Source organism: Chryseobacterium oranimense, from assembly GCF_900129755.1.
Lineage (GTDB): Bacteria > Bacteroidota > Bacteroidia > Flavobacteriales > Weeksellaceae > Chryseobacterium > Chryseobacterium oranimense.
Genome location: NZ_FQWT01000001.1, coordinates 1,261,827 through 1,288,366, shown reverse-complemented (window position 1 = coordinate 1,288,366; position 26,540 = coordinate 1,261,827). Strand labels below are relative to the sequence as shown.

General features: G+C 39.2%; 33 protein-coding genes and 1 other RNA gene. 10 read left to right on the top strand and 24 right to left on the bottom strand.

Annotated features, from left to right (window positions below; translation table 11 throughout):
- Positions 1 to 66: 66 nt before the first annotated feature.
- Both asnS and rpoN read left to right on the top strand, forming a co-directional pair.
- Positions 67 to 1,515: an asparagine--tRNA ligase gene (gene asnS / locus BUB03_RS05980; RefSeq protein WP_040998008.1), complete on the top strand. Its 1,449-nt coding sequence runs from the start codon at positions 67 to 69 to the stop codon at positions 1,513 to 1,515.
- A gap of 158 nt (positions 1,516 to 1,673) precedes the next feature.
- Positions 1,674 to 3,137 (top strand): RNA polymerase factor sigma-54, encoded by a 1,464-nt coding sequence (gene rpoN, locus BUB03_RS05975; protein WP_040998006.1) that lies wholly within the window; start codon positions 1,674 to 1,676, stop codon positions 3,135 to 3,137.
- A 233-nt stretch (positions 3,138 to 3,370) separates the two neighbouring features.
- On the opposite strand, the gene BUB03_RS05970 is transcribed toward rpoN, so the two are convergent.
- Genes BUB03_RS05970 through BUB03_RS05960 form a run of 3 tightly spaced genes read right to left on the bottom strand, consistent with a single transcriptional unit; the run spans position 3,371 to position 6,216 of the window.
- Complete coding sequence (locus BUB03_RS05970) at positions 3,371 to 4,999, bottom strand: AMP-binding protein (protein ID WP_073061039.1); 1,629 nt, start codon at positions 4,997 to 4,999, stop codon at positions 3,371 to 3,373.
- 58 nt (positions 5,000 to 5,057) lie between these two features.
- A complete protein-coding gene (locus tag BUB03_RS05965) occupies positions 5,058 to 5,732 on the bottom strand; it encodes a hypothetical protein (protein ID WP_040998002.1) in 675 nt (224 codons plus the stop codon).
- Entirely contained in the window at positions 5,725 to 6,216 is a 492-nt protein-coding gene (locus BUB03_RS05960) for an RNA polymerase sigma factor (protein ID WP_040998000.1), read from the bottom strand. Before BUB03_RS05960 ends, BUB03_RS05965 begins: the two co-directional genes overlap by 8 nt.
- Positions 6,217 to 6,380: 164 nt before the next feature.
- Between BUB03_RS05960 and rnpB the strand changes: the two genes are divergently transcribed.
- Positions 6,381 to 6,704: RNase P RNA component class A (gene rnpB, locus BUB03_RS05955), an RNA gene on the top strand.
- Positions 6,705 to 6,762: 58 nt separating this feature from the next.
- Here rnpB and BUB03_RS05950 read toward each other — a convergent pair.
- The 18 genes from BUB03_RS05950 to BUB03_RS05865 form a co-directional block, all read right to left on the bottom strand.
- Positions 6,763 to 7,320 (bottom strand): hypothetical protein, encoded by a 558-nt coding sequence (locus BUB03_RS05950; protein ID WP_073061037.1) that lies wholly within the window; start codon positions 7,318 to 7,320, stop codon positions 6,763 to 6,765.
- Positions 7,317 to 7,871 carry a hypothetical protein gene (locus tag BUB03_RS05945; RefSeq protein ID WP_073061034.1) on the bottom strand — a complete coding sequence of 185 codons (555 nt, stop codon included), beginning with the start codon at positions 7,869 to 7,871 and terminating at the stop codon, positions 7,317 to 7,319. Before BUB03_RS05945 ends, BUB03_RS05950 begins: the two co-directional genes overlap by 4 nt.
- Complete coding sequence (locus BUB03_RS05940) at positions 7,871 to 8,248, bottom strand: hypothetical protein (RefSeq protein WP_040997992.1); 378 nt, start codon at positions 8,246 to 8,248, stop codon at positions 7,871 to 7,873. Before BUB03_RS05940 ends, BUB03_RS05945 begins: the two co-directional genes overlap by 1 nt.
- A 30-nt stretch (positions 8,249 to 8,278) precedes the next feature.
- Positions 8,279 to 8,830, bottom strand: a complete 552-nt coding sequence (locus BUB03_RS05935; RefSeq protein WP_073061032.1) for a hypothetical protein — start codon at positions 8,828 to 8,830, stop codon at positions 8,279 to 8,281.
- A 3-nt stretch (positions 8,831 to 8,833) separates the two neighbouring features.
- Entirely contained in the window at positions 8,834 to 9,211 is a 378-nt protein-coding gene (locus tag BUB03_RS05930; RefSeq protein WP_073061030.1) for a hypothetical protein, read from the bottom strand.
- Positions 9,212 to 9,243: 32 nt separating this feature from the next.
- On the bottom strand, positions 9,244 to 9,801 hold the full coding sequence (locus tag BUB03_RS05925) for a hypothetical protein (RefSeq protein WP_073061027.1): 558 nt from the start codon (positions 9,799 to 9,801) through the stop codon (positions 9,244 to 9,246).
- Positions 9,802 to 9,827: 26 nt separating this feature from the next.
- Positions 9,828 to 10,370: a hypothetical protein gene (locus tag BUB03_RS05920; RefSeq protein WP_040997988.1), complete on the bottom strand. Its 543-nt coding sequence runs from the start codon at positions 10,368 to 10,370 to the stop codon at positions 9,828 to 9,830.
- A gap of 12 nt (positions 10,371 to 10,382) precedes the next feature.
- Positions 10,383 to 10,949 carry a hypothetical protein gene (locus tag BUB03_RS05915; RefSeq protein ID WP_040997986.1) on the bottom strand — a complete coding sequence of 189 codons (567 nt, stop codon included), beginning with the start codon at positions 10,947 to 10,949 and terminating at the stop codon, positions 10,383 to 10,385.
- A gap of 11 nt (positions 10,950 to 10,960) precedes the next feature.
- Positions 10,961 to 11,332 (bottom strand): hypothetical protein, encoded by a 372-nt coding sequence (locus tag BUB03_RS05910; protein ID WP_040997984.1) that lies wholly within the window; start codon positions 11,330 to 11,332, stop codon positions 10,961 to 10,963.
- A gap of 53 nt (positions 11,333 to 11,385) precedes the next feature.
- Positions 11,386 to 11,931, bottom strand: a complete 546-nt coding sequence (locus tag BUB03_RS05905; RefSeq protein ID WP_040997982.1) for a hypothetical protein — start codon at positions 11,929 to 11,931, stop codon at positions 11,386 to 11,388.
- Between the two features lie 25 nt (positions 11,932 to 11,956).
- The gene (locus BUB03_RS05900; protein WP_073061025.1) at positions 11,957 to 12,334 is read right to left on the bottom strand and encodes a hypothetical protein; all 378 of its coding nucleotides are present in this window, start codon (positions 12,332 to 12,334) and stop codon (positions 11,957 to 11,959) included.
- A 28-nt stretch (positions 12,335 to 12,362) separates the two neighbouring features.
- A complete protein-coding gene (locus BUB03_RS05895) occupies positions 12,363 to 12,866 on the bottom strand; it encodes a hypothetical protein (protein ID WP_073061022.1) in 504 nt (167 codons plus the stop codon).
- A gap of 3 nt (positions 12,867 to 12,869) precedes the next feature.
- On the bottom strand, positions 12,870 to 13,247 hold the full coding sequence (locus BUB03_RS05890) for a hypothetical protein (RefSeq protein WP_073061019.1): 378 nt from the start codon (positions 13,245 to 13,247) through the stop codon (positions 12,870 to 12,872).
- Positions 13,248 to 13,377: 130 nt separating this feature from the next.
- Positions 13,378 to 13,902, bottom strand: a complete 525-nt coding sequence (locus BUB03_RS05885) for a hypothetical protein (RefSeq protein WP_073061017.1) — start codon at positions 13,900 to 13,902, stop codon at positions 13,378 to 13,380.
- Positions 13,903 to 13,922: 20 nt separating this feature from the next.
- Positions 13,923 to 14,468, bottom strand: coding sequence for a hypothetical protein (locus BUB03_RS05880; RefSeq protein WP_073061014.1), 546 nt, complete (start codon positions 14,466 to 14,468; stop codon positions 13,923 to 13,925).
- A 2-nt stretch (positions 14,469 to 14,470) separates the two neighbouring features.
- Positions 14,471 to 14,845, bottom strand: a complete 375-nt coding sequence (locus BUB03_RS05875) for a hypothetical protein (protein WP_040997969.1) — start codon at positions 14,843 to 14,845, stop codon at positions 14,471 to 14,473.
- 153 nt (positions 14,846 to 14,998) lie between these two features.
- A complete protein-coding gene (locus BUB03_RS05870) occupies positions 14,999 to 15,868 on the bottom strand; it encodes a polyphosphate kinase 2 family protein (RefSeq protein ID WP_073061012.1) in 870 nt (289 codons plus the stop codon).
- A 79-nt stretch (positions 15,869 to 15,947) separates the two neighbouring features.
- Positions 15,948 to 16,412, bottom strand: coding sequence for a DUF1573 domain-containing protein (locus tag BUB03_RS05865; protein WP_040997965.1), 465 nt, complete (start codon positions 16,410 to 16,412; stop codon positions 15,948 to 15,950).
- A gap of 128 nt (positions 16,413 to 16,540) precedes the next feature.
- On the opposite strand from BUB03_RS05865, the gene BUB03_RS05860 reads away from it, so the two are divergent.
- The 7 genes from BUB03_RS05860 (at position 16,541) to BUB03_RS05830 (ending at position 23,649) form a co-directional block, all read left to right on the top strand.
- Positions 16,541 to 19,156: a valine--tRNA ligase gene (locus BUB03_RS05860; RefSeq protein ID WP_073061010.1), complete on the top strand. Its 2,616-nt coding sequence runs from the start codon at positions 16,541 to 16,543 to the stop codon at positions 19,154 to 19,156.
- A gap of 26 nt (positions 19,157 to 19,182) precedes the next feature.
- Complete coding sequence (locus BUB03_RS05855; protein ID WP_073061007.1) at positions 19,183 to 19,797, top strand: hypothetical protein; 615 nt, start codon at positions 19,183 to 19,185, stop codon at positions 19,795 to 19,797.
- Between the two features lie 52 nt (positions 19,798 to 19,849).
- Positions 19,850 to 20,485: a DUF4241 domain-containing protein gene (locus BUB03_RS05850; protein ID WP_073061004.1), complete on the top strand. Its 636-nt coding sequence runs from the start codon at positions 19,850 to 19,852 to the stop codon at positions 20,483 to 20,485.
- Positions 20,486 to 20,550: 65 nt separating this feature from the next.
- Positions 20,551 to 21,441: a ribokinase gene (locus tag BUB03_RS05845; RefSeq protein WP_040997958.1), complete on the top strand. Its 891-nt coding sequence runs from the start codon at positions 20,551 to 20,553 to the stop codon at positions 21,439 to 21,441.
- Positions 21,442 to 21,530: 89 nt separating this feature from the next.
- Positions 21,531 to 22,376: an alpha/beta hydrolase family protein gene (locus tag BUB03_RS05840; RefSeq protein WP_073061001.1), complete on the top strand. Its 846-nt coding sequence runs from the start codon at positions 21,531 to 21,533 to the stop codon at positions 22,374 to 22,376.
- The gene (locus BUB03_RS05835; RefSeq protein ID WP_040997953.1) at positions 22,373 to 23,017 is read left to right on the top strand and encodes an HD domain-containing protein; all 645 of its coding nucleotides are present in this window, start codon (positions 22,373 to 22,375) and stop codon (positions 23,015 to 23,017) included. Before BUB03_RS05840 ends, BUB03_RS05835 begins: the two co-directional genes overlap by 4 nt.
- Before the next feature lie 38 nt (positions 23,018 to 23,055).
- Positions 23,056 to 23,649, top strand: a complete 594-nt coding sequence (locus BUB03_RS05830; protein WP_083538868.1) for a hypothetical protein — start codon at positions 23,056 to 23,058, stop codon at positions 23,647 to 23,649.
- A 71-nt stretch (positions 23,650 to 23,720) separates the two neighbouring features.
- Here the strand turns inward: BUB03_RS05830 and BUB03_RS05825 are convergent, their stop codons facing one another.
- The 3 genes from BUB03_RS05825 to BUB03_RS05815 all read right to left on the bottom strand — a co-directional run bounded on the left by BUB03_RS05825 (position 23,721) and on the right by BUB03_RS05815 (position 26,471).
- On the bottom strand, positions 23,721 to 23,951 hold the full coding sequence (locus BUB03_RS05825) for a hypothetical protein (protein WP_040997952.1): 231 nt from the start codon (positions 23,949 to 23,951) through the stop codon (positions 23,721 to 23,723).
- Between the two features lie 126 nt (positions 23,952 to 24,077).
- On the bottom strand, positions 24,078 to 24,968 hold the full coding sequence (locus BUB03_RS05820) for a DUF72 domain-containing protein (RefSeq protein ID WP_073060998.1): 891 nt from the start codon (positions 24,966 to 24,968) through the stop codon (positions 24,078 to 24,080).
- Positions 24,969 to 25,061: 93 nt separating this feature from the next.
- Positions 25,062 to 26,471, bottom strand: coding sequence for a hypothetical protein (locus tag BUB03_RS05815; protein WP_073060994.1), 1,410 nt, complete (start codon positions 26,469 to 26,471; stop codon positions 25,062 to 25,064).
- Between the last annotated feature and the right edge of the window lie 69 nt (positions 26,472 to 26,540).

The following is a 26,540-nucleotide window of genomic DNA, read 5'->3' as shown; positions in this document are numbered from 1 at the left end:
CAGGTTACGCTGTTTTTTTGTAACTTTGCCAACGTTAATTTTTAAACGAAAATTTATAATCAACAAATGAAAAAGCAAACAATTAAAGAAATCCTGCAGGATTACAAGAAAGTACTACATCATGACATTACGGTTTACGGTTGGGTAAGAACATTCCGTGCAAATCGCTTTATAGCGCTTAATGATGGTTCTACGATCAATAATTTGCAGATTGTTGTTGATTTTGAAAATTTCGATGAAGAGATTATCAGTAAGATCAGTACGGCTGCTTCTTTAAAAGTAATCGGTGAAGTGGTGGAAAGCCAGGGAGCCGGGCAAAGTGTTGAAATCGTAGCGAAAAAAATTGTTATTTTAGGTGATAACTTTACAGAAGATAGAGATAAAACCATTCTTCAGCCTAAAAAACACTCGCTGGAAGTTTTAAGAGACCAGGCTCATTTAAGATTCAGAACGAACTTATTCGGAGCGGTTTTCAGAGTGCGTCACGCGGTAAGTTTTGCCGTACATTCATTCTTTAACAAAAACCAGTTCTTCTACATCAACACCCCTGTAATTACCGGAGCTGATGCTGAAGGAGCAGGAGAAATGTTCGGAGTAACGAACTTTGACCTGAACAACATCCCGAGAACTGAGGATGGTGAGATTGATTTTGCACAGGATTTCTTCGGAAGAAAAACCAACCTGACTGTTTCCGGGCAGCTGGAAGGGGAAACTGCAGCAATGGGATTAGGAAGAATTTATACATTCGGACCTACTTTCCGTGCTGAAAATTCGAACACCACAAGACACCTTGCCGAATTCTGGATGATAGAGCCGGAAGTGGCATTCAACAACCTTGAAGATAACATCGACCTTGCGGAAGATTTCTTAAAATATGTAATCCAGTACGTTCTTGATAACTGTAAAGACGATCTTGAATTCCTGGACAAACGTTTTGAAGAAGAACAAAAATCAAAACCGGAAAAAGACAGAGCAAAAGAAGGTTTGATCGAGAAACTTCAGAATGTTATCGCCAAGCGTTTCAAACGTGTAAGCTATACGGAAGCCATTGAGATCTTAATGAACTCAAAAGAAAATAAAAAAGGAAAATTCCAGTATCCGGTTGAAAACTGGGGAACGGATCTTCAGTCCGAACATGAAAGATTCCTGGTTGAAAAGCATTTTGAAAGCCCGGTTGTATTGTTCGATTATCCAAAAGAGATCAAAGCTTTCTATATGAAACTGAACGATGACAATAAGACCGTTGCAGCAATGGACGTTCTTTTCCCTGGAATCGGGGAGATCATCGGAGGATCGGAAAGAGAAGCAAGATTAGACGTATTAAAACAGAAAATGGCAGATATGCATGTAGATGAACACGAGCTTTGGTGGTACCTTGATACCCGTAAATTCGGTTCTGTTCCCCATGCAGGCTTTGGTTTAGGACTGGAAAGACTGGTTCTTTTTGTAACGGGAATGACCAATATCAGAGATGTGATTCCTTTCCCTAGAACACCGAAAAGCGCTGAATTTTAGCACAATAAAAAAGCCTTAATGTAAAAATTAAGGCTTTTTTTATTTTCCAATAGTTTATTATGTTGAAACTATAATGCAAAAATCATGCTAAATATGTTTTTTTTCAAATTAATTCATTAAATTCGTAGAATATGTTATGTTAAAACACAAAGACTAATATGCTTAAACAACACTTACAACTCAAACTAGGACAGAAGCTGGCACCTCAGCAGATCCAGTTGATGAAGCTCATCCAGCTTCATACATTGGAATTCGAAGAGGAGCTGGAAAGAGAGCTAGAAGAAAATCCTGCTTTGGAAATTGTAAAGGAAGATTCCAAAGAAGATGATTACTCTTCTATAGAAGAGGCTTATCAGGACGAAGGAACCGATAGTATTGAGACAGATTTTGACGTTAACGAGTACATCTACGATGATGAACCTAGCTATAAAACTGCATCCAGCAACTATTCTCCGGACGATGAAGAGTTTGATAATGAGAGTCTTCTTACCGAAGGCCAGTCATTATACGATTACCTGCTGGAACAGATCCACCTGGTAAATATCAGCGAAGAAGATGTAAAAATTGCTGAATATATTATAGGAAATTTAGATACAGACGGATATTTAAGAAGGGAGATCAAAGCTATTGTGGACGATCTTGCTTTCTCTCAGGGAATTTATACCACTAAAGAAAAAGTAGAGGATATTCTTGAAAATTATATCCAGAAACTGGATCCGCCGGGTGTTGGGGCAAGAGGTCTCCAGGAGTGCCTGCTGCTTCAGATCGAAAAGAAAGTAAGTTCTGATAAAGCGGTTTCGTTAGCTGCCAATATCTTAAGACATCAGTTCGATGCGCTTACTAATAAGCATTACAACAAGATTATCCAGAAATATGATATAGAAGAGGATGATCTTAAGGATGCGTTAGACGAGATTTCCAAGCTTTCGCCAAAAGTAGGAGGGAACTTTGATACCCAAACCATCACCATCAACCAGGAAATTATCCCGGATTTTGTGATCCAGGTAAAAGATGGTTTAGTAATACCGATGCTCAACAGTAAAAATGCACCTACTCTGAGAGTTTCCGAAGAATACAAGGATATTTTAACTACTTATTCTCACGATAAAAACTCTTCTGAACATAAGCAGGCCGCGTTATTCATCAAGCAGAAACTGGATGCTGCAAAATGGTATATTGATGCTATTAATCAGCGTCAGAATACTCTGTTGCAGACTATTACGGCTATTGTGAAGTTCCAGAAGGATTATTTTATCACAGGTGACGAAAAATCTTTGAAGCCAATGATCCTGAAAGACGTTGCCGATATTACCGGATTCGATATTTCAACCATTTCAAGAGTAGTAAAAAGCAAATATGCCGATACTCCGAACGGAATCGTTTACCTGAAAGACCTTTTCTCTGACAGTTTAACGAATGACGACGGTGAAGAAGTTTCTACCAAAGAAATCAAGACCCACCTTCAGGAAGTGATCGGGAAAGAAAACAAAAGAAAACCTCTTACCGATGATGCGCTGGTAGTAATGCTGAAAGAGCAGGGCTACAATATTGCCAGAAGAACAATCGCCAAATACCGTGAACAGCTTAATATCCCGGTAGCCAGATTGAGAAAAGAACTTTAAAAAGTTATACACTTTATATATTGATAAAAGCCCAGGATACTGGGCTTTTTTGTATTTATCGGAAATAAATCAGCTTAAATATAAAATGAAAATCTGCTCAATCCGCTCAATCTGCGAGAAATTTAAGCAGTAGTTTTATCCATATAGCTTAATCAACGGCGCAGCCGGCTACTTTGCATTCTTTACAATCAAACGTATTTAAAATAAAACTTTGCGTTAAAATAAAACATCAATTAAGAACGTTGCTTCAATGCATCCAGCTGCAATTCTTTAATAGAAATTTCCCGCATTTCTACCTTTCTTATTTTTCCTGAAATGGTCATAGGAAATTCATCAACAAATTTCCAGTATTTCGGGACTTTATAATGAGCAATTCTTCCCTGGCAATATTCTAAAAGCTCAGTTTCCGTTACATCAAATCCTTTTCTGACTTTTACCCAGGCCATTACTTCTTCCCCGAACTTTTCACTCGGGACCCCAATGATCTGTACATCAAGAATATTAGGATAAGTATACAGGAAATCTTCAATTTCTTTAGGCGAAATATTTTCACCGCCACGGATAATGAGATCTTTGATTCTTCCGGAAATCGTAATATAGCCGTCATTGTCCATTACCGCCATGTCTCCGGTGTGCATCCAGCGGGCGTCATCCAGTACTTTTTTAGTATTTTCAGGATCATTCCAGTATTTCAGCATGACGGAATAGCCTCTTGTACAAAGTTCACCATGTTCGCCCCGTTCCAGAATCTTTCCGTTTTCGTCAATAATTTTAATTTCAAGATGGTCCTGAACAGTTCCCACAGTGCTGACCTGTTTTTCCAAAGGTGTCCCTATTAGGGTCTGTGTGGAAACGGGAGAAGTTTCCGTCATTCCGTAACAGATGCTCATCTCTTTGATATTCATCAGGCTCTCCACCTTTTTCATAATTTCCGGCGGGCATACAGATCCGGCCATGACACCGGTTCTTAGGTTTGAAAAATCATAGGTATCAAAATCCTTAACTGCCAGCTCAGCGATAAACATTGTAGGTACTCCGTATAAAGACGTGCATTTTTCTTCGGAAACTGTCTTTAAAGTAATATCCGGATCAAAGCTGTCGTTAGGGATTACTATACATGCACCGTGGGCGGTACAGCATATGTTCCCGATGACCATTCCGAAACAATGATAAAAAGGAACAGGAATGCAGACCCGGTCTTTCTCCGTGTATTTTAAGCGTATGCCTATGAAATACCCGTTATTTAAAATATTGTGATGCGAAAGTGTAACGCCTTTCGGGAAGCCTGTTGTTCCTGAAGTATACTGAATATTCACAGCATCATCAAACTGTACATGCTCTTCAAAACTGTGAAGTGTATCATCAGAAATGTCCTGGCCGTTGTTCAGAAAATCTTCCCAGCTGTCATCAAAGAAAATTTCATGTTCCAGGCTGGGGCAGACTTCTTTTGCATATTCCACCATTTCCTTATAATTGCTTGTTTTGAAGCTTAAAGAGGAAAACATCATCCTGATGCCTGACTGATTTATCACATAGGTAAGCTCATGTGTTCTGTAAGCCGGATTGATATTGACTAGTATTGTGCCTATCCGGGCTGTGGCATATTGCAGCAATACCCATTCATAACGGTTGGAAGCCCAGATTCCGATTCTGTCGCCCGCTTTGGCGCCCGAAAAGATTAAAGCTTTTGCAACCGCTGTTGTCTGATTATAAAATTCCTGATAAGTCGCTCTGTAACCCTGATGAACAGAAACCAACGCTTCCTGGTTCGGGTATTTTTCGACAGTCTTTTTTAGATTTCCCCCAATGGTTTGTCCCAATAATGGAATAGTGGAAACTCCATGGGCATAAGATAATGGCATAGTTTAAGATTTGGTAGAATAAAATTAATGAAAAATCTTGAACTGATGCCTGTTTGTACTAATTTTCCTGAGAATCGATTTCTCTGAGCTGTTGTAAATTTCTGTCCAGCTTTCGGATGATGATTCCATATACAAGCCTGTAGTAAAGCCAGATCAAAAGTACGCACAGAACTGTACTTACAATGATGCCGACAATAACGATAATCAGGTTGGAATTGTCGGGCCTTACATTCTGGGAATTCAGGACATAGAAAATAAAGGCTGTAAATACAAAGGTAAAAGCAACCAGAAGAGCAATGCTGATCAGGATAAAAGCGTTGACTGTTTTCTTGAATTTGATGATTCGTATAATAAGGCCTTTAAGGTTTTCTTCAATTTTTATTTTGCGGTAATTTTGGTAAAACTTAAAGACAAAATAAGCAGTAACTAAGAGGCTTAAGATTTTTATAGCTAAATACGCATGATCAAAATTATTTTCTATTTCAGGAGCTTTCTGTGCACCTAGTTTTTCCAATATTTTACGGAAACTGTCCGATTCCTCATCCTGAAAGAAATAGAATAGTCCCAAAACGGAAAAGAATAAAAATTCCGCTACGCTGATCCAGAAAATATACTTCACATAATTGCGTGATTTTCTGTTCAGCATCTGAAGGATTTCATTGCTGTCGTATTTGGGTTGAACAGGCTGTTCCTGCCATGTTTTCTTAAAGCTGTCTAAATCAAAATCAGGCATATTTTTGCATCTGTTCTTTAAGGGTTTTCTTTAATCTGTTCATTTTCACACGTGCATTAACTTCGGTGATCCCGAGGTTTTCAGCAATATCCTTATAAGGCAGGTCATCAAGATACATCATCACAATAGCTCTTTCTATATTGGGCAGGGTTTTGATTACAGTATACAGAAGTGAGATCTGCTGCTGCTTTTCATCATCATCCTCTACAAAATCCTTATGGTTGATATCCAGTTCGTTCGTAGGAAGGCTTTTGCTTTTTTTTCTGAAAAGAGTAATGGCTGTATTAAGGGCTACGCGGTACATCCACGTAGAAATTTTAGAGTTTCCTTTAAAAGAATCGTAGCTTCTCCAAAGCTGAAGTACAATCTCCTGGAAAAGATCCTCTTCGTCTTCAAGAGAATTGGTATAAAGGCGCGAAACTTTAATAATCAGGCCCTGATTATCCTTAATAAGCTGCGCAAATTCTTTTTCTCTGGAAGTCATAGTTATATAATGGCACGAAGATAACAATAATGCGGTAATTGGTGAAAAATATATAGCAAAAAGACAAAATTGCAAATTATCTTATTTCCTTATTGCGTATGCTTAGCCTTTTGCTATTTCGCTCTTTGCATTTCCTGCCCAAAATTTACGTATCTTTGCAGCCGCGAGAAAATCGGCTTGTTGATTCCTGTTTCGGCAGGGGTAGGAAAGTCCGGACACCACAGAGCAGCAAAGCGGATAACATCCGTCACCCGTGAGGGTAGGACAAGTGCAACAGAAAGCAGGTACAGTTCGGCTGTAGTGAAACCAGGTAAACTCTTTGCGGTGCAATGATAAGTATATCGGTTCTTTTCAGTAATGAAAATAGGGGCGGCTCGTCCTGAAAGCCGAGGGGTAATCAGCTCAAGTCTTGCAGCAATGTAAGACGCAGATAAATAACAGGCGCTTCTTCGGAAGAACAAAATCCGGCTTACAGATTTTCTCGTGATTTTTATTCAAATAGCAACTGTTTAAAATAAAAAAGCGGAGACTAATCTCCGCTTTTTTCTATGGATAAATATTGAAATAGGTTACCTTGCCGTTAGACGTAGTAATGGTGAACCATTCTGATTCTATTCCGCTGTTGGCACCTATCTGATACGCGTTTGCAGTTACACCTGCATTAATGGTAATGGCAGGATCTCCCACGAGATAAGAATCAATGGCATTTCCGGAGCTGTCACGCAACGTAAAATGAAATGATGCCCATTCGTTAATAGCTGACATTGTAGAGGTTATAAAATTATGATTGTAAGGATATGATGCGTTGTTGTTTGTATTGGAAGGATCAGTCACATTCCATTGCATCATGTTCATAGGGAATGGCGCCAGGCCGGTAGTCCCGAAGGATGCATAAGATGAAGAAATTCCTGCCGGCATTGTATACGAACCAAAATTACCGTTTGGAGAAGCATACATATATTTGATCAGTCCGGGAGTCGGGCTGCAGGTCATCAGTCTTCCTACTGCATCATAGGTATTGTAGTTATTAAATACAAAAGAAGAGGTTTGGGCTGAGGAAAGTATTCCTGCTAAGCCCAATAATAAAGCTGCTGTTTTTTTCATGGATAGATTTGTAGATAAGTTGTTGTTGTAGTACCTGTTGTAATGGTAAACCATTCTGCAGAGCCGTCCGGAGTGGAAAAATAATCCACACTGGAGATACATGTATTAGGGGTAGCATCTCCCAGATTTGTATTGAAGCCTACCACTTTATTACTGGTTCCTGCATAATACATGGAAAACTTAGAGGTTACCCACTTGGTATTATTGGCGATCACACTGCCCGGCATAAGGCTGGCATGATTCCATGATCTCACGGTTGAAGAGGATGAGCTAAGGGTTACAAGCCAGTTATTAATGGGATATAAGGAACTGGCGAACTGGTCTCTGTAATTATCGATCTTCCATGCAAGACTGTTTCCCATGTGTGAATTGGCAGGAACGATAATCGTAGCAGGGTCATTGTTGATGACAGCCGGAACACAGCCGCTAAGATTCATGGCCATGAGATTTCCGTGATAATCATGGGGGGAATAATTGTTAAGCATGAACATTCCTTGGGAATAAGCAAGTGACGTTGCAGCGATTCCCAATATGGTTAATAGCTTTTTCATTATTTATCAGATTTGATGTTCTTACGGATCTCGTCACTTTTCTGCATATAGATCTGGGTAGCCCATACAATAATCTGACTCATGTCACCACCGGTTTTTCTCGTTAATTCGGCTTCTGTAACTCCTGTAGATAAGATTAGTTCTTTGGATGCCGGAACAAGCAGAGCTTTTCTTCTGTCGCTCAGTTCGGAAGTGTTTCTTTTTCTTTCCTCTTCGGTAGGTCTGTTCTGTGGATCTCCCAGGCTTTTGAAAGCTTTGTCGAAGTTTTCCATCTGTGGAGTCTTCATAGTTTCCACTGTGTTGACAGCGCTTCCTTCATTGTTACATGAAACCAGGGTTAGGGCAGCAAAAGCAGCCGATAAAAAAAGTTTTTTCATAATTAATTAGAATTTAGGTTGAATTTTTGATTAATAAAGCTGGAGATATGTGGTTACATTGCTCCCGCTGGTAATGGTAAACATTTCCGCGCTGTTAGCTCCGCTTGGAGTCGTAAAAAAATCAGGATAAGTATAACATGGATTTCCGGCTATAGCTATATCGGCATTAAAACCAACAACATTATTATTGGTTCCCGCATATACCATCCCGAATTTAGACATGCCCCATCTCGTATTGTTTGAAAACGTACCTCCGGGAACTAAAGCCGGGTGGTCCCACGGTCTTATAGTTGTGGAATTGGGAGAGGTTGCTACACTCCATGCAGCCATCGGATACAAAGAAGAAGTATACTGATCTCTGAAGTTATCATACTGGAGCTGGGTTCCGGTTCCGGTATTGGAATTGGCGGGCACTATGATAGGAGTATTGTTGACCACTCTCGGATAGCATGGGGCAAACAAGTTGTGTGCGATTACATCTCCTCTGTAATCATAAATCGTATAATTGTTGATAATAAGGGTTCCTTGTGCATAGGCAGCTATGGAGGCTGCAATACTTAATATTGACAGGATTTTTTTCATAACCTATTTATCAGATTTGATGTTCTTACGGATTTCGTCACTTTTCTGTATATAGATCTGGGTAGCCCATACAATAATCTGGCTCATGTCACCGCCTGTTTTTCTCGTTAATTCGGCTTCTGTAACCCCTGTGGATAAGATTAGTTCTTTTGAAGCCGGAACAAGAAGTGCCTTTCTTCTGTCGCTCAGTTCGGAAGTGTTTCTTTTTCTTTCCTCTTCAGTAGGTCTGTTCTGCGGATCTCCCAGGCTTTTGAAAGCTTTGTCGAAGTTTTCCATCTGAGGAGTTTTCATAGTTTCTACCGTATTGACAGCGCTTCCTTCATTGTTACATGAAACCAGGGTTAGGGCAGCAAAAGCAGCCGATAAAAAAAGTTTTTTCATAATTAATTAGAATTTAGATTTGATTTTTTTGATTAATAAATTTGCAAATAAGAATAATCTACATTTCCTGTAGTAATATTGAACCATTCCGCATCTCCGTAAGGCGTTGAAATATATCCGGTAGCTCCTGTGCAAAGATCGGGAGATTCTCCGATCAGCCCGCTGAAAGACGGTTCCGGTGTGGAAGTTCCTGCGAAATACATCTGAAACTGCGAAGAAGCCCATTTCACATTTGAGGCAATAACTCCTCCCGGTGCTATACTTACATGGTTCCAGGCACGTACCTGAGATGTAGTAGGGCTTAATTGTACTGTCCAGTTGGTAGTTGGATACAATGAGCCGGTAAACTGGTCTCTGAAATTTTTATAGGCAAGTTCCTGACCGTTACCTGTATGTGAGTTTGCAGGAACAGTAATTGCCGCAGGGGTGCTGGAGGTTACATACGGATAGCATCCTCCTGCAAAGTTGTGAGCACTGATATTTCCCTGAAAATCGTAAGTAGTAGAATAATTATTAACAATCATAATACTGCTCTGGGAGAATGCTGATGAAAACAAAGCGAGTGAAAGGATGGTTACTATTTTTTTCATGCTTGTAGTATTAAAATGATTTAAGATTAATAAAGCTGCAGGTATGTAATACCGGAGATGGTAAACATTTCCGCACTGTTGTTTCCTGAAGAGGTAACGAAATAGTTATTGATACCGGTACCGCAAGCGTTGGCAATATTCATATTGGCCCGAAAATTTTCTGTGCTTGAATTTGTTGTTCCTGCGTCCATCATATCAAACTTCGTGGCATACCATTTTGTGGTGGTTGCAATGGTTCCGCCCGGTGAAAGATTCACATTATTCCACGCCATGATTGAAGATGAAGTAGGATTTAATGTCACTACCCAGTTAGCTGTAGGATACAGGGAAGAAGAGAATTGCCCCATATAATCCTTGTACACAAGCTCAAGCCCGTTTCCCATATGAGATTCAGCAGGAACCACAATTACACCGTCATTTCCTACACGGGGATAACAACCGGAGGTGGAATTGGTAGCCATTAAAAATCCGTAAAAATCAAATTTCGAATAGTTGTTCACAATAATTGTTCCCTGTGAATAAGCAAAAGAAGCCACTGCAGTTCCCAGTATCATTAAGATCTTTTTCATAATTAAATTATCTTAGTAGAGTTGGATATAGGTATAATTAGTTCCGCCAGTTGTCAGGGTGAATATTTCTGCACTATTGTTTCCTGTTGAGGTCGTCATATTGTCAGAGGCGGTGTAGCAGCTTGAGTTGCCGGCAAGGGTGATGGCACCGTTAAAATTATCCGGAGCAAGGGTAGTTGTTCCCGGATAGTACATTACGAATTTGGTAGTGGCCCATTTGGTATTGTTTGAAATAACCCCGCCGGGCATTATGGCGGGATGGTTCCATAATCTTACTATACCGGGTGAAGATGATGTACTGACGTGCCATTCAGTCATCGGGTATAAAGAAGAAGTGTACTGATCCCTGTAATTGGGATATATCAATGCGTTACCGTTACCAATATGAGAATTGGCAGGAACTGTTACCATATCCGGATTGTTGGAGTTAATGTAAGGATAACACCCTCCGGCAAAATTGTTAGCGATTATAAATCCTTTGAAGTCATATGCAGAATAGTTGTTCACAATAAGCGTTCCTCCTTGTGAGAAACCGAAAGAAAAAATGGCTAATCCCAGTAATGTTAATACTTTTTTCATGATAATTATTTTTAAGATTTGATATTTTTACGGATCTCGTCGCTCTTCTGCATATAAATCTGGGTAGCCCAGACAATGATCTGGCTCATGTCTCCGCCTGTTTTTCTGGTAAGTTCGGCTTCTGTAACCCCTGTGGATAAGATTAATTCTTTGGATGCCGGAACAAGAAGAGCTTTTCTTCTGTCGCTCAGTTCGGACGTATTTCTTTTTCTTTCCTCTTCTGTAGGTCTGTTCTGCGGATCACCAAGACTTTTAAAAGCTTTGTCGAAGTTTTCCATCTGCGGGGTTTTCATGGTTTCTACCGTATTGACGGCATTGCTTTCATTACTGCATGATGCCAGAGTTAATACGGCAAATGCTGATGATAGGAATAGTTTTTTCATAAGTACTTAATATTCGTTTTTAATTACTTTAAACTTCTAGGTTAGTATGGGAATTAATAGATTTGGAAATAAGTAACCAGTCCGCCCGGTGTTGTGATCGTAAACCAGTCTGCGGATACAGTGGTGTTGGGGCCTGTCTGGCTCGAGCTTAAGAAACCGTTGGAAAGAATCGGGTCCCCTACCTCAAAAGTATCATACGTATACCCTGTAGGATCTGTGAGCCTGAATGCGAAGCCCATCCATTCATCGATAGGGGTAACCGCCGTGATGATAGGATGATTGTACGGGTAATTTCCGGTGTTGGCACTGTTTAAAGGATCAATATAGTTCCATCCGGGAATGGGGATAGGATTTGGGCTGCCTGTATTATCAAACTTGTCATATTTAGTGTAACCTCCTGCGGGAATGGTATATACCGAGTAAGGAGGATTTGGAAGGGCATACATATAGGGTTGAGAAGATCCCATGCCGGCCGAGCCAACTGTCATAAACCTGCCTTCAGCATCATAAGCGCTGTAATTATTGATCACCATTAAGGAAGATTGTGCGGAAATGCCTATTCCTGCCAGTATCCCTAGAATAACAGTTAATTTTTTCATACTTTAATAATTGAATGGTTAGTGTTTATTTATCGGATTTAATATTTTTTCTGATCTCATCGCTTTTCTGCATGTAGATCTGCGTAGCCCAGACAATAATCTGGCTCATGTCGCCGCCTGTTTTTCTTGTCAGTTCGGCTTCTGTAACCCCTGTGGATAGGATTAATTCTTTAGATGCCGGAACCAGAAGTGCTTTTCTTCTGTCGCTCAGTTCAGAAGTGTTTCTCTTTCTTTCTTCTTCAGTAGGCCTGTTCTGCGGATCACCAAGACTTTTAAAAGCTTTGTCGAAGTTTTCCATCTGCGGAGTTTTCATAGTTTCCACTGTATTGACGGCAGAACCTTCATTACTGCATGAGGTTAAGATTAATAAGGCAAAAGCTGCCAGTACAAAATGTTTTCTCATAAGGAATAGGATTTATTGGATAAACTGATTAATATATCTGGATATAGGTAGATGTAGTGGTGCCGGAAGTAATCGTAAACCATTCTACTACTGCCTGAGGAGTGTTAAATATATTGGGAACAGGATTGCATGTATAAGCCGTATCACCCACAGCACCAGATGATAAAGGCGTTCCTGTCTGGTAAAATTGAAACTCTGACATCACCCACTTCGTATTGTTGGAAATCACCCCTCCCAAAGTTAAACTTGGATGGTTCCCCGGTCTTGGTGTTGCGTTTGTAGGCGATGTTGATACTTTCCAGGTCGTACCCGGAATATTGTAGCTGTTGTAACTGACCGAATTACCACCGGAAATTACAAGCTCAGGATCGTTTAAAGCCACATAGAAATAGCATCCCGGTGTAGTCAGATTAGCAGCAGTAACCCTTGTATGGAAATCATAAGATGTATAATTATTAATGACAAGAGGTCCTCCCTGTCCATAGGCAGATGATATAAATGCCAGTCCTATAATTGTTAAAAACTTTTTCATAAACTATTTATCAGATTTAATATTTTTACGGATTTCATCACTTTTCTGCATATAGATCTGTGTGGCCCAGACAATAATCTGGCTCATGTCACCGCCTGTTTTTCTTGTCAGTTCGGCTTCTGTAACCCCTGTAGAAAGGATAAGTTCTTTGGATGCCGGAACCAGAAGTGCTTTTCTTCTGTCACTCAGTTCAGAAGTATTTCTCTTCCTTTCTTCTTCAGTAGGTCTGTTCTGCGGATCACCAAGACTTTTAAAAGCTTTGTCGAAGTTTTCCATCTGTGGGGTTTTCATGCTTTCCACCGTATTTACGGCAGTATTTTCGTTATTACATGATGTTAATGTTATGACGGCTACCATAGCCGATAAAAGAAATTTTTTCATAATTAATTATATTAGAGTAAAGATTAAAATAGGTTTGAATGCAGGCATAGAAAATCCTCAGAAAGCAAAAAAACTTTGCTCACTGTAATAATAATGTAAAAAGACAGCTGCAGAACAGCTGTCCCTTTTTTTAAAAGATCTGCAGGTAAGTGGTCGGGCCGCTAGGTGTGGTTATGGTAAACCAGTCTGCGCTCGAAAAATTTCCCGTTCCTGAAGCTGTGAAACCTGAATATACAACAGGATTCCCAAGCTGATACGTATCAGTTCCCAACGATGGATCTGTCAGCCAGAAATGGAATCCGCCCCATATATTGGAAGGGTTCATTACCGATGCTATAAAGGGATGGTTGTATGGATATGTTCCGCTATTGGCAGGGTTTACTGGATCTGTAACATACCATGTCGTAATAGGAAGAGAAGCTGTACCTGATGTGCTGAATGAATTATATTGTGTCATAGCTCCCGCAGGAACGGTGTAAGTTCCGTAAGGGAAGTTAGGAGCTGCATACATATAAGGGCCGGGCACTCCCGGTGTACCGGTACGGAGCCTGCCTACGGCATCATACGCACTGTAGTTCTGTATAATCAGGGGCGAGTTCTGGGCAAAGGAAAGAACTCCAGCCAGGGCTGATAAAAGTAATGCTGTTCTTTTCATAGTAATATAAGGTGAGTGGTTTATTGAATGACAAGATAAGTATAGACTGTACCGCCTGAAGTGATGGTGAACCACTTGGAGCTTCCGTAAGGTGATGAATCTATAAAATCAGGATTACTGTTGCATGGATTGGTAGCATCTCCGATATCTCCGTTAAAAAAAGTTTCCGGTACAGAAGTTCCGGCATGGTACATCTGGAATTTAGACATAGACCATCTTGTATTATTGGAAATGACACCTCCGGGCATCAGGCTGGGATGGTTCCATGGTCTTGTTGTTGGCGCGGAACCTGAGGCAAGGGTAACTTCCCACGAAGAAACCGGAAAGGGGGAAGAAGTGAACTGGTCTCTGTAGTTTTCGTATTTTGCTGTAGCACCTGCCGGTACCACTACAGGATAAGGGTCTTTGGAAGTAATGAAAGGATAGCATCCTCCTGCAAAATTATTGGCATAAATTATTCCATGGAAATCGTAATTGGTGGTGAAATTCTGAATGATCAGTGTTCCACCCTGAGCATATGCGGAAGAAACAAAGCATATGCCGAGCAGCAATAAAAACTTTTTCATGATTATTCAGATTTTAAGTTTTTACGGATCTCATCACTTTTCTGCATGTAGATATTGGTGGCCCAGACAATAATCTGGCTCATATCACCTCCTGTTTTTCTCATTAATTCAGCTTCTGTAACGCCTGAGGAAATAATAAGTTCTTTGCATGCAGGTACAAGAAGTGCTTTTCTCCTGTCACTCAGTTCAGAAGTATTACTTTTCTTCTCTTCTTCGGTAGGTCTGTTCTGGGGGTCACCAAGACTTTTGAAAGCTTTGTCGTAATTTTCCATTTGAGGAGTCTTCATGCTTTGCACGGTATTGACTGCCGTTCCCTCACTATTACAGGAGATAATGCTTATTACAGCAATTGCTGATAATAATAAATGTTTTTTCATAGCTAAAGTTTAATAATTAGGGGTTAAAAATTAATTTTTGATAAATTTATGAAAAAAACTAATATGTGCAACATATTATTCACTTTTTAGTGTCTTTTACATTAAATTTATTTTATCTTATTTAGCTACGGTGTAATAATTTACACTTAAATATTATTCACTTTCAAGAGTTTTTTTAGCTTCGGCAAGCTCTGCTTTTTCCTTTTCTCCAAGTTGAGGATACTTCAGATTCATCTTTTCAAGGGTGTCGATAATGATCTGTATCGCGGCTACTCTTGCAAACCATTTGTTGTCTGCAGGAAGTACATACCAGGGAGCATAATCCTTTGAAGTTTCATTAATAGCAGTTTCATAGGCGTCCATATATTCAGGGAAAAGAGCTCTTTCCGGAAGATCTCCAGCAGAAAATTTCCAGTTCTTCTCCTGTTCGTTTATTCTGTCCAAAAGCCTTTTCTTCTGTTCATCCTTGGAAACATTTAAAAATATTTTAACCACAGTGGTTCCGTTCTGTGATAGATGTTTTTCGAAATTCCGGATACTTTCATACCTGTTTTTCCAGAATTTTGCATCAAAATCCTTTACAGAAGACCACGTTTTCTCACTGAGATTGTATTCAGGGTGAACTTTACATACCAATACGCTTTCATAGTGTGAGCGGTTGAAGATTCCGATCATTCCCTTTTGGGGAAGAGCCAGGTAATGTCTCCACAGAAAATCATGGGAATATTCTTTTGTGCTTGGCGTTTTAAAGCTGGTGACATTACAGCCCTGCGGATTTACCCCGCCAAAAACATGCTCTATCAGACTGTCTTTTCCCGCTGCATCCATTGCCTGGAGAATAACAAGCAGTGATTGGCTTCCATCGGCGTATAGTTTTTCCTGGAGTTCACGGAGTTTTTCTTTTTCTGCAATTAGCAACTGTTCTCCTTCTTCTTTCGTAAGTTTTCCTTTATATTCCGTTGAAGTCTTTTTTATTGAAAATTTTTCCTTGATCAGGAAGTCGTCTGAAAAATTAGTGTCCATAGATTTGATATATTTTAACCTAAATGTAATAAAAAAACCGTCTTCATTGAAGACGGTTTTTTTATTTTTTTAGTAGAGATTACTTTGCTGCTGCTTTTTTAGCAAGTTTAGCGGCTTTCTTCTCAGCTTTTGCTGCTGCTTTCTGCTCTTCAGCTGTTAATGGCTTTGGCTCAGGAGCATTAGCGTCTACGTTACCTTTAATGTAGATTACGCTTCTGCTGTTAGCCGGGTCATTAGAGAAAACTTCAATCATTTTATTGAAAGGTCCGTTAATAGCAGTATTGTATCCTACTTTAATCTTAGCAGACTTTCCTGGCATGATCGGGTCCTGGCTGAATTCAGGAGTTGTACATCCGCAAGAAGGCTTTACGTTAGATAAGATCAAAGGCTTGTCACCTGTATTCGTTACAGTAAAGAATCTTGTACCATCAGCACTTGGTTTAATAGTACCGTAGTCAAAAGTCGTTTTGTCAAACGTAATGGTTTGTGCAGATGCCAGTGCAAATGTTCCAAATAATGCAATTCCTGCAATTAATTTTTTCATATTCTTGAATGTTAATATGTTTGTTAGATAAATTTTGAGAAACAAAGTTAAAAATTATTTTAATTCATACTTAAAATTTTTTTTCTTTAGCCTATTTTTGCAAATTGTAAGCAAAAGAAATAGAATTTATGCAGATTTCAGAAAAGTACAATCCACAGGAAACTGAACAGAAATGGTACAACTTCTGGATGGAGAACAAATACTTCCATTCGGAACCTAATGACAAACCGCCATATACTGTGGTAATTCCTCCGCCAAACGTAACGGGGATATTACACATGGGACATATGCTGAACAATACCATTCAAGATGTTCTCGTCCGCCGTGCAAGAATGCAGGGCTTCAATGCCTGCTGGATTCCGGGCACAGACCACGCTTCAATTGCCACTGAAGCCAAAGTTGTTGCTAAACTGAAGTCTGAAGGGATCAATAAATCAGATATTACCCGTGAAGAATTTTTAAAACATGCCTGGGAATGGACCGATAAATACGGAGGAACTATTCTTGAGCAGCTGAAAAAGCTAGGTTGTTCATGTGACTGGGACAGAACCCGCTTCACAATGGAAGAAAAACTTTCCCAGCAGGTGATCAAAAGTTTCGTAGATCTTTATAATAAAGGATTGATCTACAGAGGCTACAGAATGGTCAACTGGGATCCGGAAGCAAAGACCAATATTTCCGATGAAGAGGTAATATTCAAGGAGCAGAACGGAAAACTATATTTCCTTAAATATAAGATTGAAGGTACGGAAGAATTTCTTTCCGTGGCTACCACGCGTCCCGAGACTATTTTCGGGGATACTGCAGTGTGTATCAATCCTAATGATGAAAGATATGCCCATCTTAAAGGCAAAAATGTAATTGTACCGATTGTAAACAGAGTAATTCCAATCATCGAAGACGAATATGTAGACATAGAATTCGGAACAGGTGCCTTGAAAATTACACCTGCTCACGATATCAATGACTACGAGATCGGTCAGAAGCATCATTTGAAAATGATTGATGCACTGGATGACGACGGGAATCTGAACGAGCATGGTTTACATTATGCAGGTAAAAACAGATTTGAGGTAAGAAAGCAGATTGCCAAAGAGCTGGAAGAAAATGATCTTTTGTTGAAAGCAGAAGATTACGTCAATAAAGTAGGAACTTCAGAAAGAACAGGAGCGGTTATTGAGCCTAAAGTTTCGGTTCAGTGGTTTTTGAAAATGTCTGAAATTGCCAAACCGGCTTTGGATGTGGTAATGGATGATGAAGTGAAATTCTATCCTGAAAAGTTCAAAAACACCTATAAACACTGGATGGAAAACATCCGTGACTGGAATATTTCCCGCCAGCTTTGGTGGGGGCAGCAGATTCCTGCATTCTATTATGGAGAGGGTGAAAATGACTTTGTAGTTGCAGAAAATATCGAAGAAGCTTTAACATTAGCCAAGGAAAAAACAGGAAACATGAATCTCGGAACATCAGATCTGAAACAGGACGAAGATGCTCTTGATACCTGGTTCTCCTCATGGTTATGGCCAATGTCTGTTTTTGACGGTCTGCTTGATCCTGAAAATAAGGATATCAACTATTATTATCCAACCTCTGATCTTGTAACAGGTCCGGATATTATTTTCTTCTGGGTTGCCAGAATGATTATGGCCGGACTGGAATACAGAAAAGAAGTTCCGTTCAAAAACGTATATTTTACCGGAATAGTAAGGGATAAACAGAGAAGAAAGATGTCGAAATCTTTAGGAAATTCTCCGGACCCGCTTGAGTTGATGGATAAATATGGTGCAGACGGCGTTCGTGTAGGGATTTTGTTAAGTTCTGCGGCTGGGAACGACCTTCTTTTTGATGAAGATTTAATGCTTCAGGGAAGAAATTTCATGTCGAAGATTTGGAGTGCATTCAGATTGATCAATCTATGGAATCATGAGGATAAACCTGCAAACCCGGCTGAAACACAAGCAATCGAATGGTTTGAAAATAAATTGAATAAGACGATTATTGAGATCAATGATCAGTTTGAAAAATTCAGAATTTCTGATGCTTTACATTTAATTTATAAACTGATTTGGGATGATTTTTGCGGTTGGTATCTGGAAGCAATCAAACCTAATTACGGAGAAGGAATTTCTAAGGAAGTTTATCATAAAACAGTTGAACTTTTTGAAGAATTAATGAAGTTGGTTCATCCGTTTATGCCTTTCCAGTCAGAAGAAATATGGCAGTTGATCTCTGCAAGAAAAGTTGAAGAAGCCTTGGTTATTGCCCAGCAGAAAAAAGCAGGAACATTTAACGAAGAGATCATTAAAAACTTTGAAACTGCGGCAGAAGTGATTTCCGGAGTCAGAAATTATCGCCAGACTAAGGGAATTTCTCCGAGAGAAGCAGCTGAGATTTATACCAATGCCTCAGAATTTGCAAACGAGTCTGTCATTAAAAAGCTGGCAAATGTTTCTGAAATTCATTTCGGGACAAAAACAGATAAACCGAGCTTTACATTCCTCGTGGGAGCAACGGAAGTTTCTATTCCTCTAAGTGAAAACCTGGATTTAGGAGAAGAAAAAAAGAAAACGGAAGAAGAATTAAAATATTTAAAAGGATTCTTAATTTCCGTTGACAAAAAGCTTTCCAACGAGAAATTTGTAGCCAACGCAAAACCTGAAATTGTTGAGGTAGAGCGCCAGAAACAAAAAGATGCTCAGGATAAAATTGCTATTTTGGAAGAGAAACTGAAAAGTTTGTAAAATTTCTCAAAGCTTTAAAATAAAATATGAAAGATAATAGAGGTATTCTTACATTGGACAGTGATACTGTGGCTTCCAACCCGGGAAAAGTAAGAGTAATGCCATTGGTATTGATGAGGTATGTGCACAAACCTGTTTTTTTATTAATAGCTCTATTGTCTTCTCTGGTTTTTGCTTTTGATGTTTCTTTACTTTGGGGAGGAATATTCTTTTGTATTTTCTTAGTGATAAATTTTTTTTACTGGAGAAGAAAAAAAGAACAGTTTGCCTACGGAGATTCTAATGGAGGCATCGTAATTTCCGAGAAACCGAAACTGATAGCTGTTGCTACAGACCTTTCAAAAGGCTTTGCAGGAAGCTACCCTGTTGTAAAAGTGCTATCCTATAAAGGAAAAGGTAAGTTGAATGAAAGAATAGGAACTGTTTCTTTATACGAAGGTTCCGAAAGCTGCACTCCTCACTGGAATGATTTTTTTCCGGTTCCTTTAGAATATATGAATAATAATAAAGCGGAATTGAATGCCGTTTTAAATTCTTATTCCGAAGAAAGTTGGCATATCTTAGAAGACAGGCTTAAACAAATTGAGCTGCCATATAAAGAAGGATTGTTTAAAATTTTTACAGAAAACAGTAGTTGGTAAAAAGAAAAATTGTACGCTTCTTTTTTAAGTAGCACAGATTAATTAAAACTAAATGACACATATAGAAAACATAAAAAAACTATTCTCAAAAAACTTCGTGGAAAGCCCTTTGTTGGAAAGCTTTGAAGTTGGGAAGCTCTATCTTTCAAGTGGAAAGCTGGTGGCCTGTGATCCTCTGATCACGAATGATATGCTTCCGTTTTCTACAGAATTTCCGAAAGGGAATTTTTCTGTTTTACTGCATAAAGAAAGAGAAAGCAATTGTGTAGCCTATGCAGAGGTTATTTTCAGCAGTGCAGCAATTGAGGAATGGAAGATGGCTGTTACTGAAGGGCAGGATGTAAAAGACCTGGCGGAAGAAGAAGTTTTCGGATATCCGGTAGAAAGCGGAATGGGATGTCTGATGGATGTGGATACCCAGAACAGCCTTAATGAGCTTGAAAAAAGACTGTATCATAGCAAAGGCGCAGATTTTATGGGAATCTATGAAGAATTTTTCCATGACTATTTCTTTGACGAGAAAGGAGCGATAGATCAGTATGCATTCCTGAAGCCTTCAGATGATCATCCCGGAACTATTTTTGCCTTTGAAACAGGGTACGGAGAAGGTTTCTATGCCAGCTATATCGGTTATGACAAAGATCACAAGCCCGTGAAGATAATTACAGAATTTATTGAAATAAGTTAATTAAATTAGTTATTTTTGGAACCTAGTTTTCTTGAATATTATATTAAACTAACATAAAAACACCAATGAACTTCTCATCAGAACAACCCAAAATTATTGTTGTAGGAAGCTCTTCAATCGATCTGGTTTTAGAGACTGAAAAAATTCCCCATTCCAATGAAACAGTCTTAGCCGTTCATTCAGACAGCTATTTTGGTGGTAAAGGAGCCAACCAGGCGGTAGGTGCTGCCAGACTTGGAGCAAGCGTCTATTTCATCGGATGTGTGGGGATGGATCCTCTTGGTCAGCAGATCATGAGAAATCTCGTTGGTGAAGGTGTGAATGTAGGCTTTGTCCACGAAACAGATGCAGAATCTACCGGGACAGCATACGTAACAACCAGCAACGGGAATGCAGCTATTGTAGTAGTTCCGGCAGCCAACAAACATCTGAGTATACAGCATGTGGAAGATGCAGACCGTTATTTTCATAGCGTGGACCTTATTCTCGTTCAGCTTGAAGTAGCAATGGAAGTAGTAGAGTATACTATAAGAAAAGCCAAAAAGTATGGTAAGAAAGTTGGTCTTTATGCTTCACCGGCCAGAAGGATAAATGAAGATATTATTGATAATGTAGATTTTATCGTTACCAAAAGCAGTGAGCTTCATACTGTTTTCGGAGAAGAGAAAAGAGAAGAGATCCTCAAAAAATACTTTAATAAAGTTTTTGTAAGGGATGATACCAATTCCACGATCTATTTTGATGGGACGGAAATGAAGTATTACAGAAATGATAAGGATAAAACCGTTTATAAAATGGGAATGGGAGACGCCTTTACTTCAGGATTTGCCATCGCACTCTGCCACGGGAACTCCATCGAAGACTGCGTAAAGTTCGGAAATGAAGTTTCTTCAAGAGTTTCCGGAGGGAAAGGCTCGCAGACGGGACTTCCGAGAATGTCGGATTTCTTTTCCTAAAGCTATTTGCCACATATCGAAAGTTACAAACTTAACATAAAAAGATAAGTAAAATCTCCACTTTTATAGTGGATTTTTTCTTTTTTACTATGGAAAAACTGGAACTTATTACAAAAGACCGTGTATCTCTGGCTGTTCATCTTTTCAGGCCTGAAAAAAGCAATGGCAAGCTCCTCCTGATCAATTCCGCAACAGGGGTAAAGCAGCAGGTTTATTTCTCATTTGCCCGTTTCTTTTCGGAACATGGTTTTACGGTGATTACTTATGATTACCGTGGAATTGGTCTTTCAAAACCGGAAAAAATGAAAGGTTACAGGGCTTCTATGAGGATCTGGGGTTCGGAAGATTACAAAACACTGACTCAGTATATCAAAACAGAGTTTACCGAATATAAAAAATACTGCCTGGGACATTCGGTTGGAGCACTGATTCTTGGGATGAATGAAGATTCCATCATGTTTGATGAATTTATTTTCGTGGGAACGCAGAATGCATTTGTCGGAAATTTGAAGTTGGGTACCAAAGTTGAAGCCTATCTCGGGTTTGGAATTGTTCAGCCATTAACCACCAGGTTATTAGGGTACTTCCCGGCAAATTGGTTTGGATTGGGAGAAAGTCTTCCAAAAAATTGTGCATATGACTGGAGAACCTTAATTTTAAACAGGAAATCAACCAACAAACTGTTGGAGAAAATTGATGACTATTCTAAAAAATTGACACAGAAAGTGTTTGTGATCCGGGCAGAAGACGATGTATGGCTGACAGAAAAAGGTGTATTAAGCCTTTTGAACAATACTTATCCCAACCTCAGACCTTCCTACAGGCTCGTGAAAACATCTGAATCCGAAAAAAAAGAAATCGGACACATCAATTTTTTTAGAAGTTATAATAAGAAACTCTGGAACATTATTTTAAACGAACTGATGGATAAATGAAAAGTACGATTGAAAACACCGTAGAATTTGTAAAAGAAAAATTAAAAGGTGCTGAAGCAGGACACGACTGGTACCACATTGAAAGAGTATGGAAGTTGTCAAAAAAAATTGCAGCAACAGAAAACTGCAGCCAGGAGGTAGTAGAACTTTCCGCATTGCTGCATGATATTGCTGATCCTAAATTTCACAACGGTGACGAAACCATAGCTCCGAAAATAGCCCGTGAATTCCTGGAAAGCCAGAATGTTCCGGAAGAGGTAATAGAAAAGGTATTATTTATCATTAAAAATATTTCTTTTAAAAACAGGGGAGAAATGCCGGCCGAGCTTCCTGCTGAGCTTAAGATCGTGCAGGATGCAGACCGCATAGACGCGATTGGTGCTATTGGAATAGGAAGAACGTTCAACTTCGGTGGCTTTAAAAATAACCTGATGTATGATCCTGAAATTCAGCCAAGCCTGAATATGTCCAAAGATGAATACAAGAAATCCAACGGTACCACCATTAATCATTTCTACGAAAAACTACTTCTTTTAAAAGACCTTATGAATACCCCAAAAGGGAAGGAGCTGGCTCAGGAAAGACACGATTATATGCTGGGATTCCTTGACCAGTTCTATAAAGAATGGAATGTAGATTAAGATACCTCTGAAAAATCTTAAATCAGTATCTTTGCAGTATGGTATTTATCATTTTTGTGATCTTCTGGGCTTGTGTTATTTCTCTGATTTTATTTAAAGTAAAATCAGGAAAGGCTGCAAAATGGGCGAAACTGTTTCGTATTCTTACGTTAGTTTTTTCTATTTCAATATTTACCTATTGGTTCATTAAAAAAAGCACAATAGGTTTTGTAGACAACTCAGTGGGGCTTCAGGTCGTGAATAAGCTGCCCCAGACACTGGATTTTTACCTTATCAAAGTAGACACTGCCAAAAACGGGAATTTAGAACCTAAGCATATCGGTAAAATACGTCCGGAATATTACAGGATAGAATATCTTAAAATGGATAAATCCGATGAATACTGGATTATAGGATATCTCGGTAAAAAGAATATGGTGTATTTCTCCCAGCATGCCGTTCCGAATAAAAATATAGACCAGATCGTAGAAGTTCAGAATTATATTAACCAAAGTGTTAAACTTTCAGAAGCGGCAAAGAAACAACTGGAAGTTTATAACTATGAGAATACAAAGCTGGGAATCTGGGTCACTTTAGACCTTCTTCTGCTTTTCCTGAATCTTGTACTTTTATTGAGAAAAAATAAGCAATAAGTAATGGATAATAAGTATTCTTTAAACCATTAGTTTAATATTACTTATTACCTATTGCTCATATTATTACATTAAGGATAGTCAAGGATCTGCATAATCTGCTCCTTAAACTCTTCAGGACAGCTTTTAACCAGTTTATCCTTGTTCTGTTTGCTGATCTGGTGAGGCTCCAGCCATTCGGTACGGTTGACGCTCAGGCTGTGATTATCGTAGACCCTTTTTATTCTGTGATCTTCATAGAATGTGTATTCATCACCAAGCCAGTTGCTGGCGATGCTGATTGTGCAAATTTCTTTTTCCATGGCATTTGTATTTTAAAACAGCTTATTGTATTATAAACAGGCAGTCTATCCTAAATTACTAAATTTTTACCACAAAAACAGTTTTTTTTCGCGTTTTATTGATAAATGGAGTATATTTTCCGGTTTTTAGAACAATGTTCCATTATTGTCGGAAGCCATTTGCGGAATATGAAGATCTGTTTTCCATTCTTCATTCATCTTTTTAATAAAATAGGCAGATAATAGGGGAGATGCTTTCTCAATATTCTGATGAACAAAGAAGTAGACGTTCTGAAGGCCTTCTTTTTTCCATTTTGTCAGGTGTTTCATCCAGTCATCCAGTCTTTCATAGTCGCTTTCGGCATTGGCCCCTACATATCTTATAAATGCATTGGGGGTAGTAAGGCGCATATGAAGCATATCCCTTCTTCCGGCAGTATCTACTATAATATTGGTAATATGATGGGCTTCAAAAAGCTCGCAGGTAGTATTGAAGATCTCTTCATCGGTAAACCATTCTGTATTACGAAGTTCAATAGCGAGTGGTACTTCTTTGGGCCAGTCTTTCACGAATTTCTCCAGCCTGTCATAATCTTTAGGTTTGAAGTTATCATGAAGCTGCAGAAAAGCCATTCCCAGTTTCTGATCAAAATTCATTACGGCTGATGCAAAGCTGGTGACCGGTTCAGTAACGTCAATCAGTCTTCTGAAGTGGGAAACTGTATTGGTGATTTTTGGGAAGAATTTAAAATTGTCAGGTGTTTTTTCTTTCCATACAGCCACCTGCTCAGGAGTAGGCATTCCGTAAAAGGTAGCGTTCAGTTCTATAGAATTAAACTGCTTGGCATAATAGGTCAGTTCGTCTTTGGTTCCTTTAGGATAGAATCCTTTCAGGTCGGTTTTGTTCCATTTTGCACATCCTACGGAAATATTTTCAAGTCCTTTTTTATTCTGATTTAAAATTTCTTTAGTTCTTAAATGATCTTTTGGAAGTGTGAAATCTATTTTTGACGGGTCTTCTACTTGGCCGAATTTCATAGTTGAAGTTTTTAAAAAATTAAACTTATAAACAAATATAAAACAAAACCGCAGAAATTTTCTGCGGTTCATCAAATTAATGGGATAAATATTTTATTTTATCGGGATCGCAACAATACTCACGTTGTCATTAGCAGCTGCTCCAAATTGTCCATTATAGGAGGAGCTAACAATATTTGTTAATAGTCCGGTTAAAACTACAGTGTATGAACCCGGAATTAACTTAAGAGACATATTGGGAGTCGTATTCATATTTCCTGTTGTTCCTCCTGAAGGACTGGCTCCAGTATAAATGCCGGAACTCGGACCATAGGCAGTTCCGGTAGTTATTGTAGAACCTGCAGGAACTGTTGTAAACTGCCAATAAACACGATAAAGTCTTGGTACCCCATCTGTTATTGCACTTCCGGTAGTGGTGGTTAAACTTGCTGAAACATTGGCGCTGAAAGTTACCAAAGAAGGTCTGGTCAATGTAAAATTAAACGTACTTAAATTAGTGTTAACACCAACATTAGAACCACTAGGTACTGTTATCGTTGCTGATGTAGCCACAGCGTCTGTACCATCTGCTCCGACAAGTATACTGACGTCACTCGTGCTTAATGAACGGCCCCATTTTGTACCGTCATTGATGTATTCGCCAGGATAAACCTCATTGCCTGCAGATGATGTATTGGTTACCGTATTATATACCTCCATACCTGCCACATGTGCGGAAAGCGGAGAGGCATTATTCGTAGCGGTCAAAGCTAATCTAGGCAATAGCAGCCCTTTTGACGCTGAGCTTAATTCTAATAATGCATTGGCATTCGGTGTTGCAGTTCCTATTCCTACATTACCTCCGTTAATAACTGTAAGGGCTGTGGCTCCATTGGCCATAAGATTAACAGGAGCGGTACTTCCCGTAGCTGAACCTAAAAACAAACCGGTAGAAGTTCCTCTGATGGAAATTTGTGCGGCCGATCCCACATCCTGTAAAATATCGAGGAAAGAAGCGGCATTGGAAGACCACGTCATAGCAGCACGGCTGGTTCCCTGAAGAGTTGCCTGGCCATCAGTGGCTGTGTGAAGTATCCTGAAAAACGGACCGGATGCAGTATTTTGAAACCTTAAAAAGTTGGTCCCCATTTCAACTGTTCTGTTTGCGGTAAGGGTTCCGTCTGAGTTGTAAATGTTAACATCATTTCCGGTGTTTATTTTTACCCAGACTGATCCATCGTATGAATAATATCCTACTGCATTTATATTGGCAGCGGTTCCTGTCTGAGTTCCTGTTGCGATGCTGTTCACATAAATAATGGTTGAAGTAGGGATAGAAGCCATACTTTGTGCTCTTTGCCTATCTACGCGGGGAATTAGCAGACCATCCACATTGGTAGCAGTTCCTGTTGTGTTCTTAGCAGTTACATCTAATGTTGCAGCTGGAGTAGTTGTATTTATACCTACCTGTGCATAGTGAAATAAAGGGAAAACAATAATCCCAAATAATAATCTTTTTTTCATTTTGTTTATTTGTATTTAATTAAAAATTTATTTAATGCAGGACTGAAAAGGCATTAATGAATTTCAAAA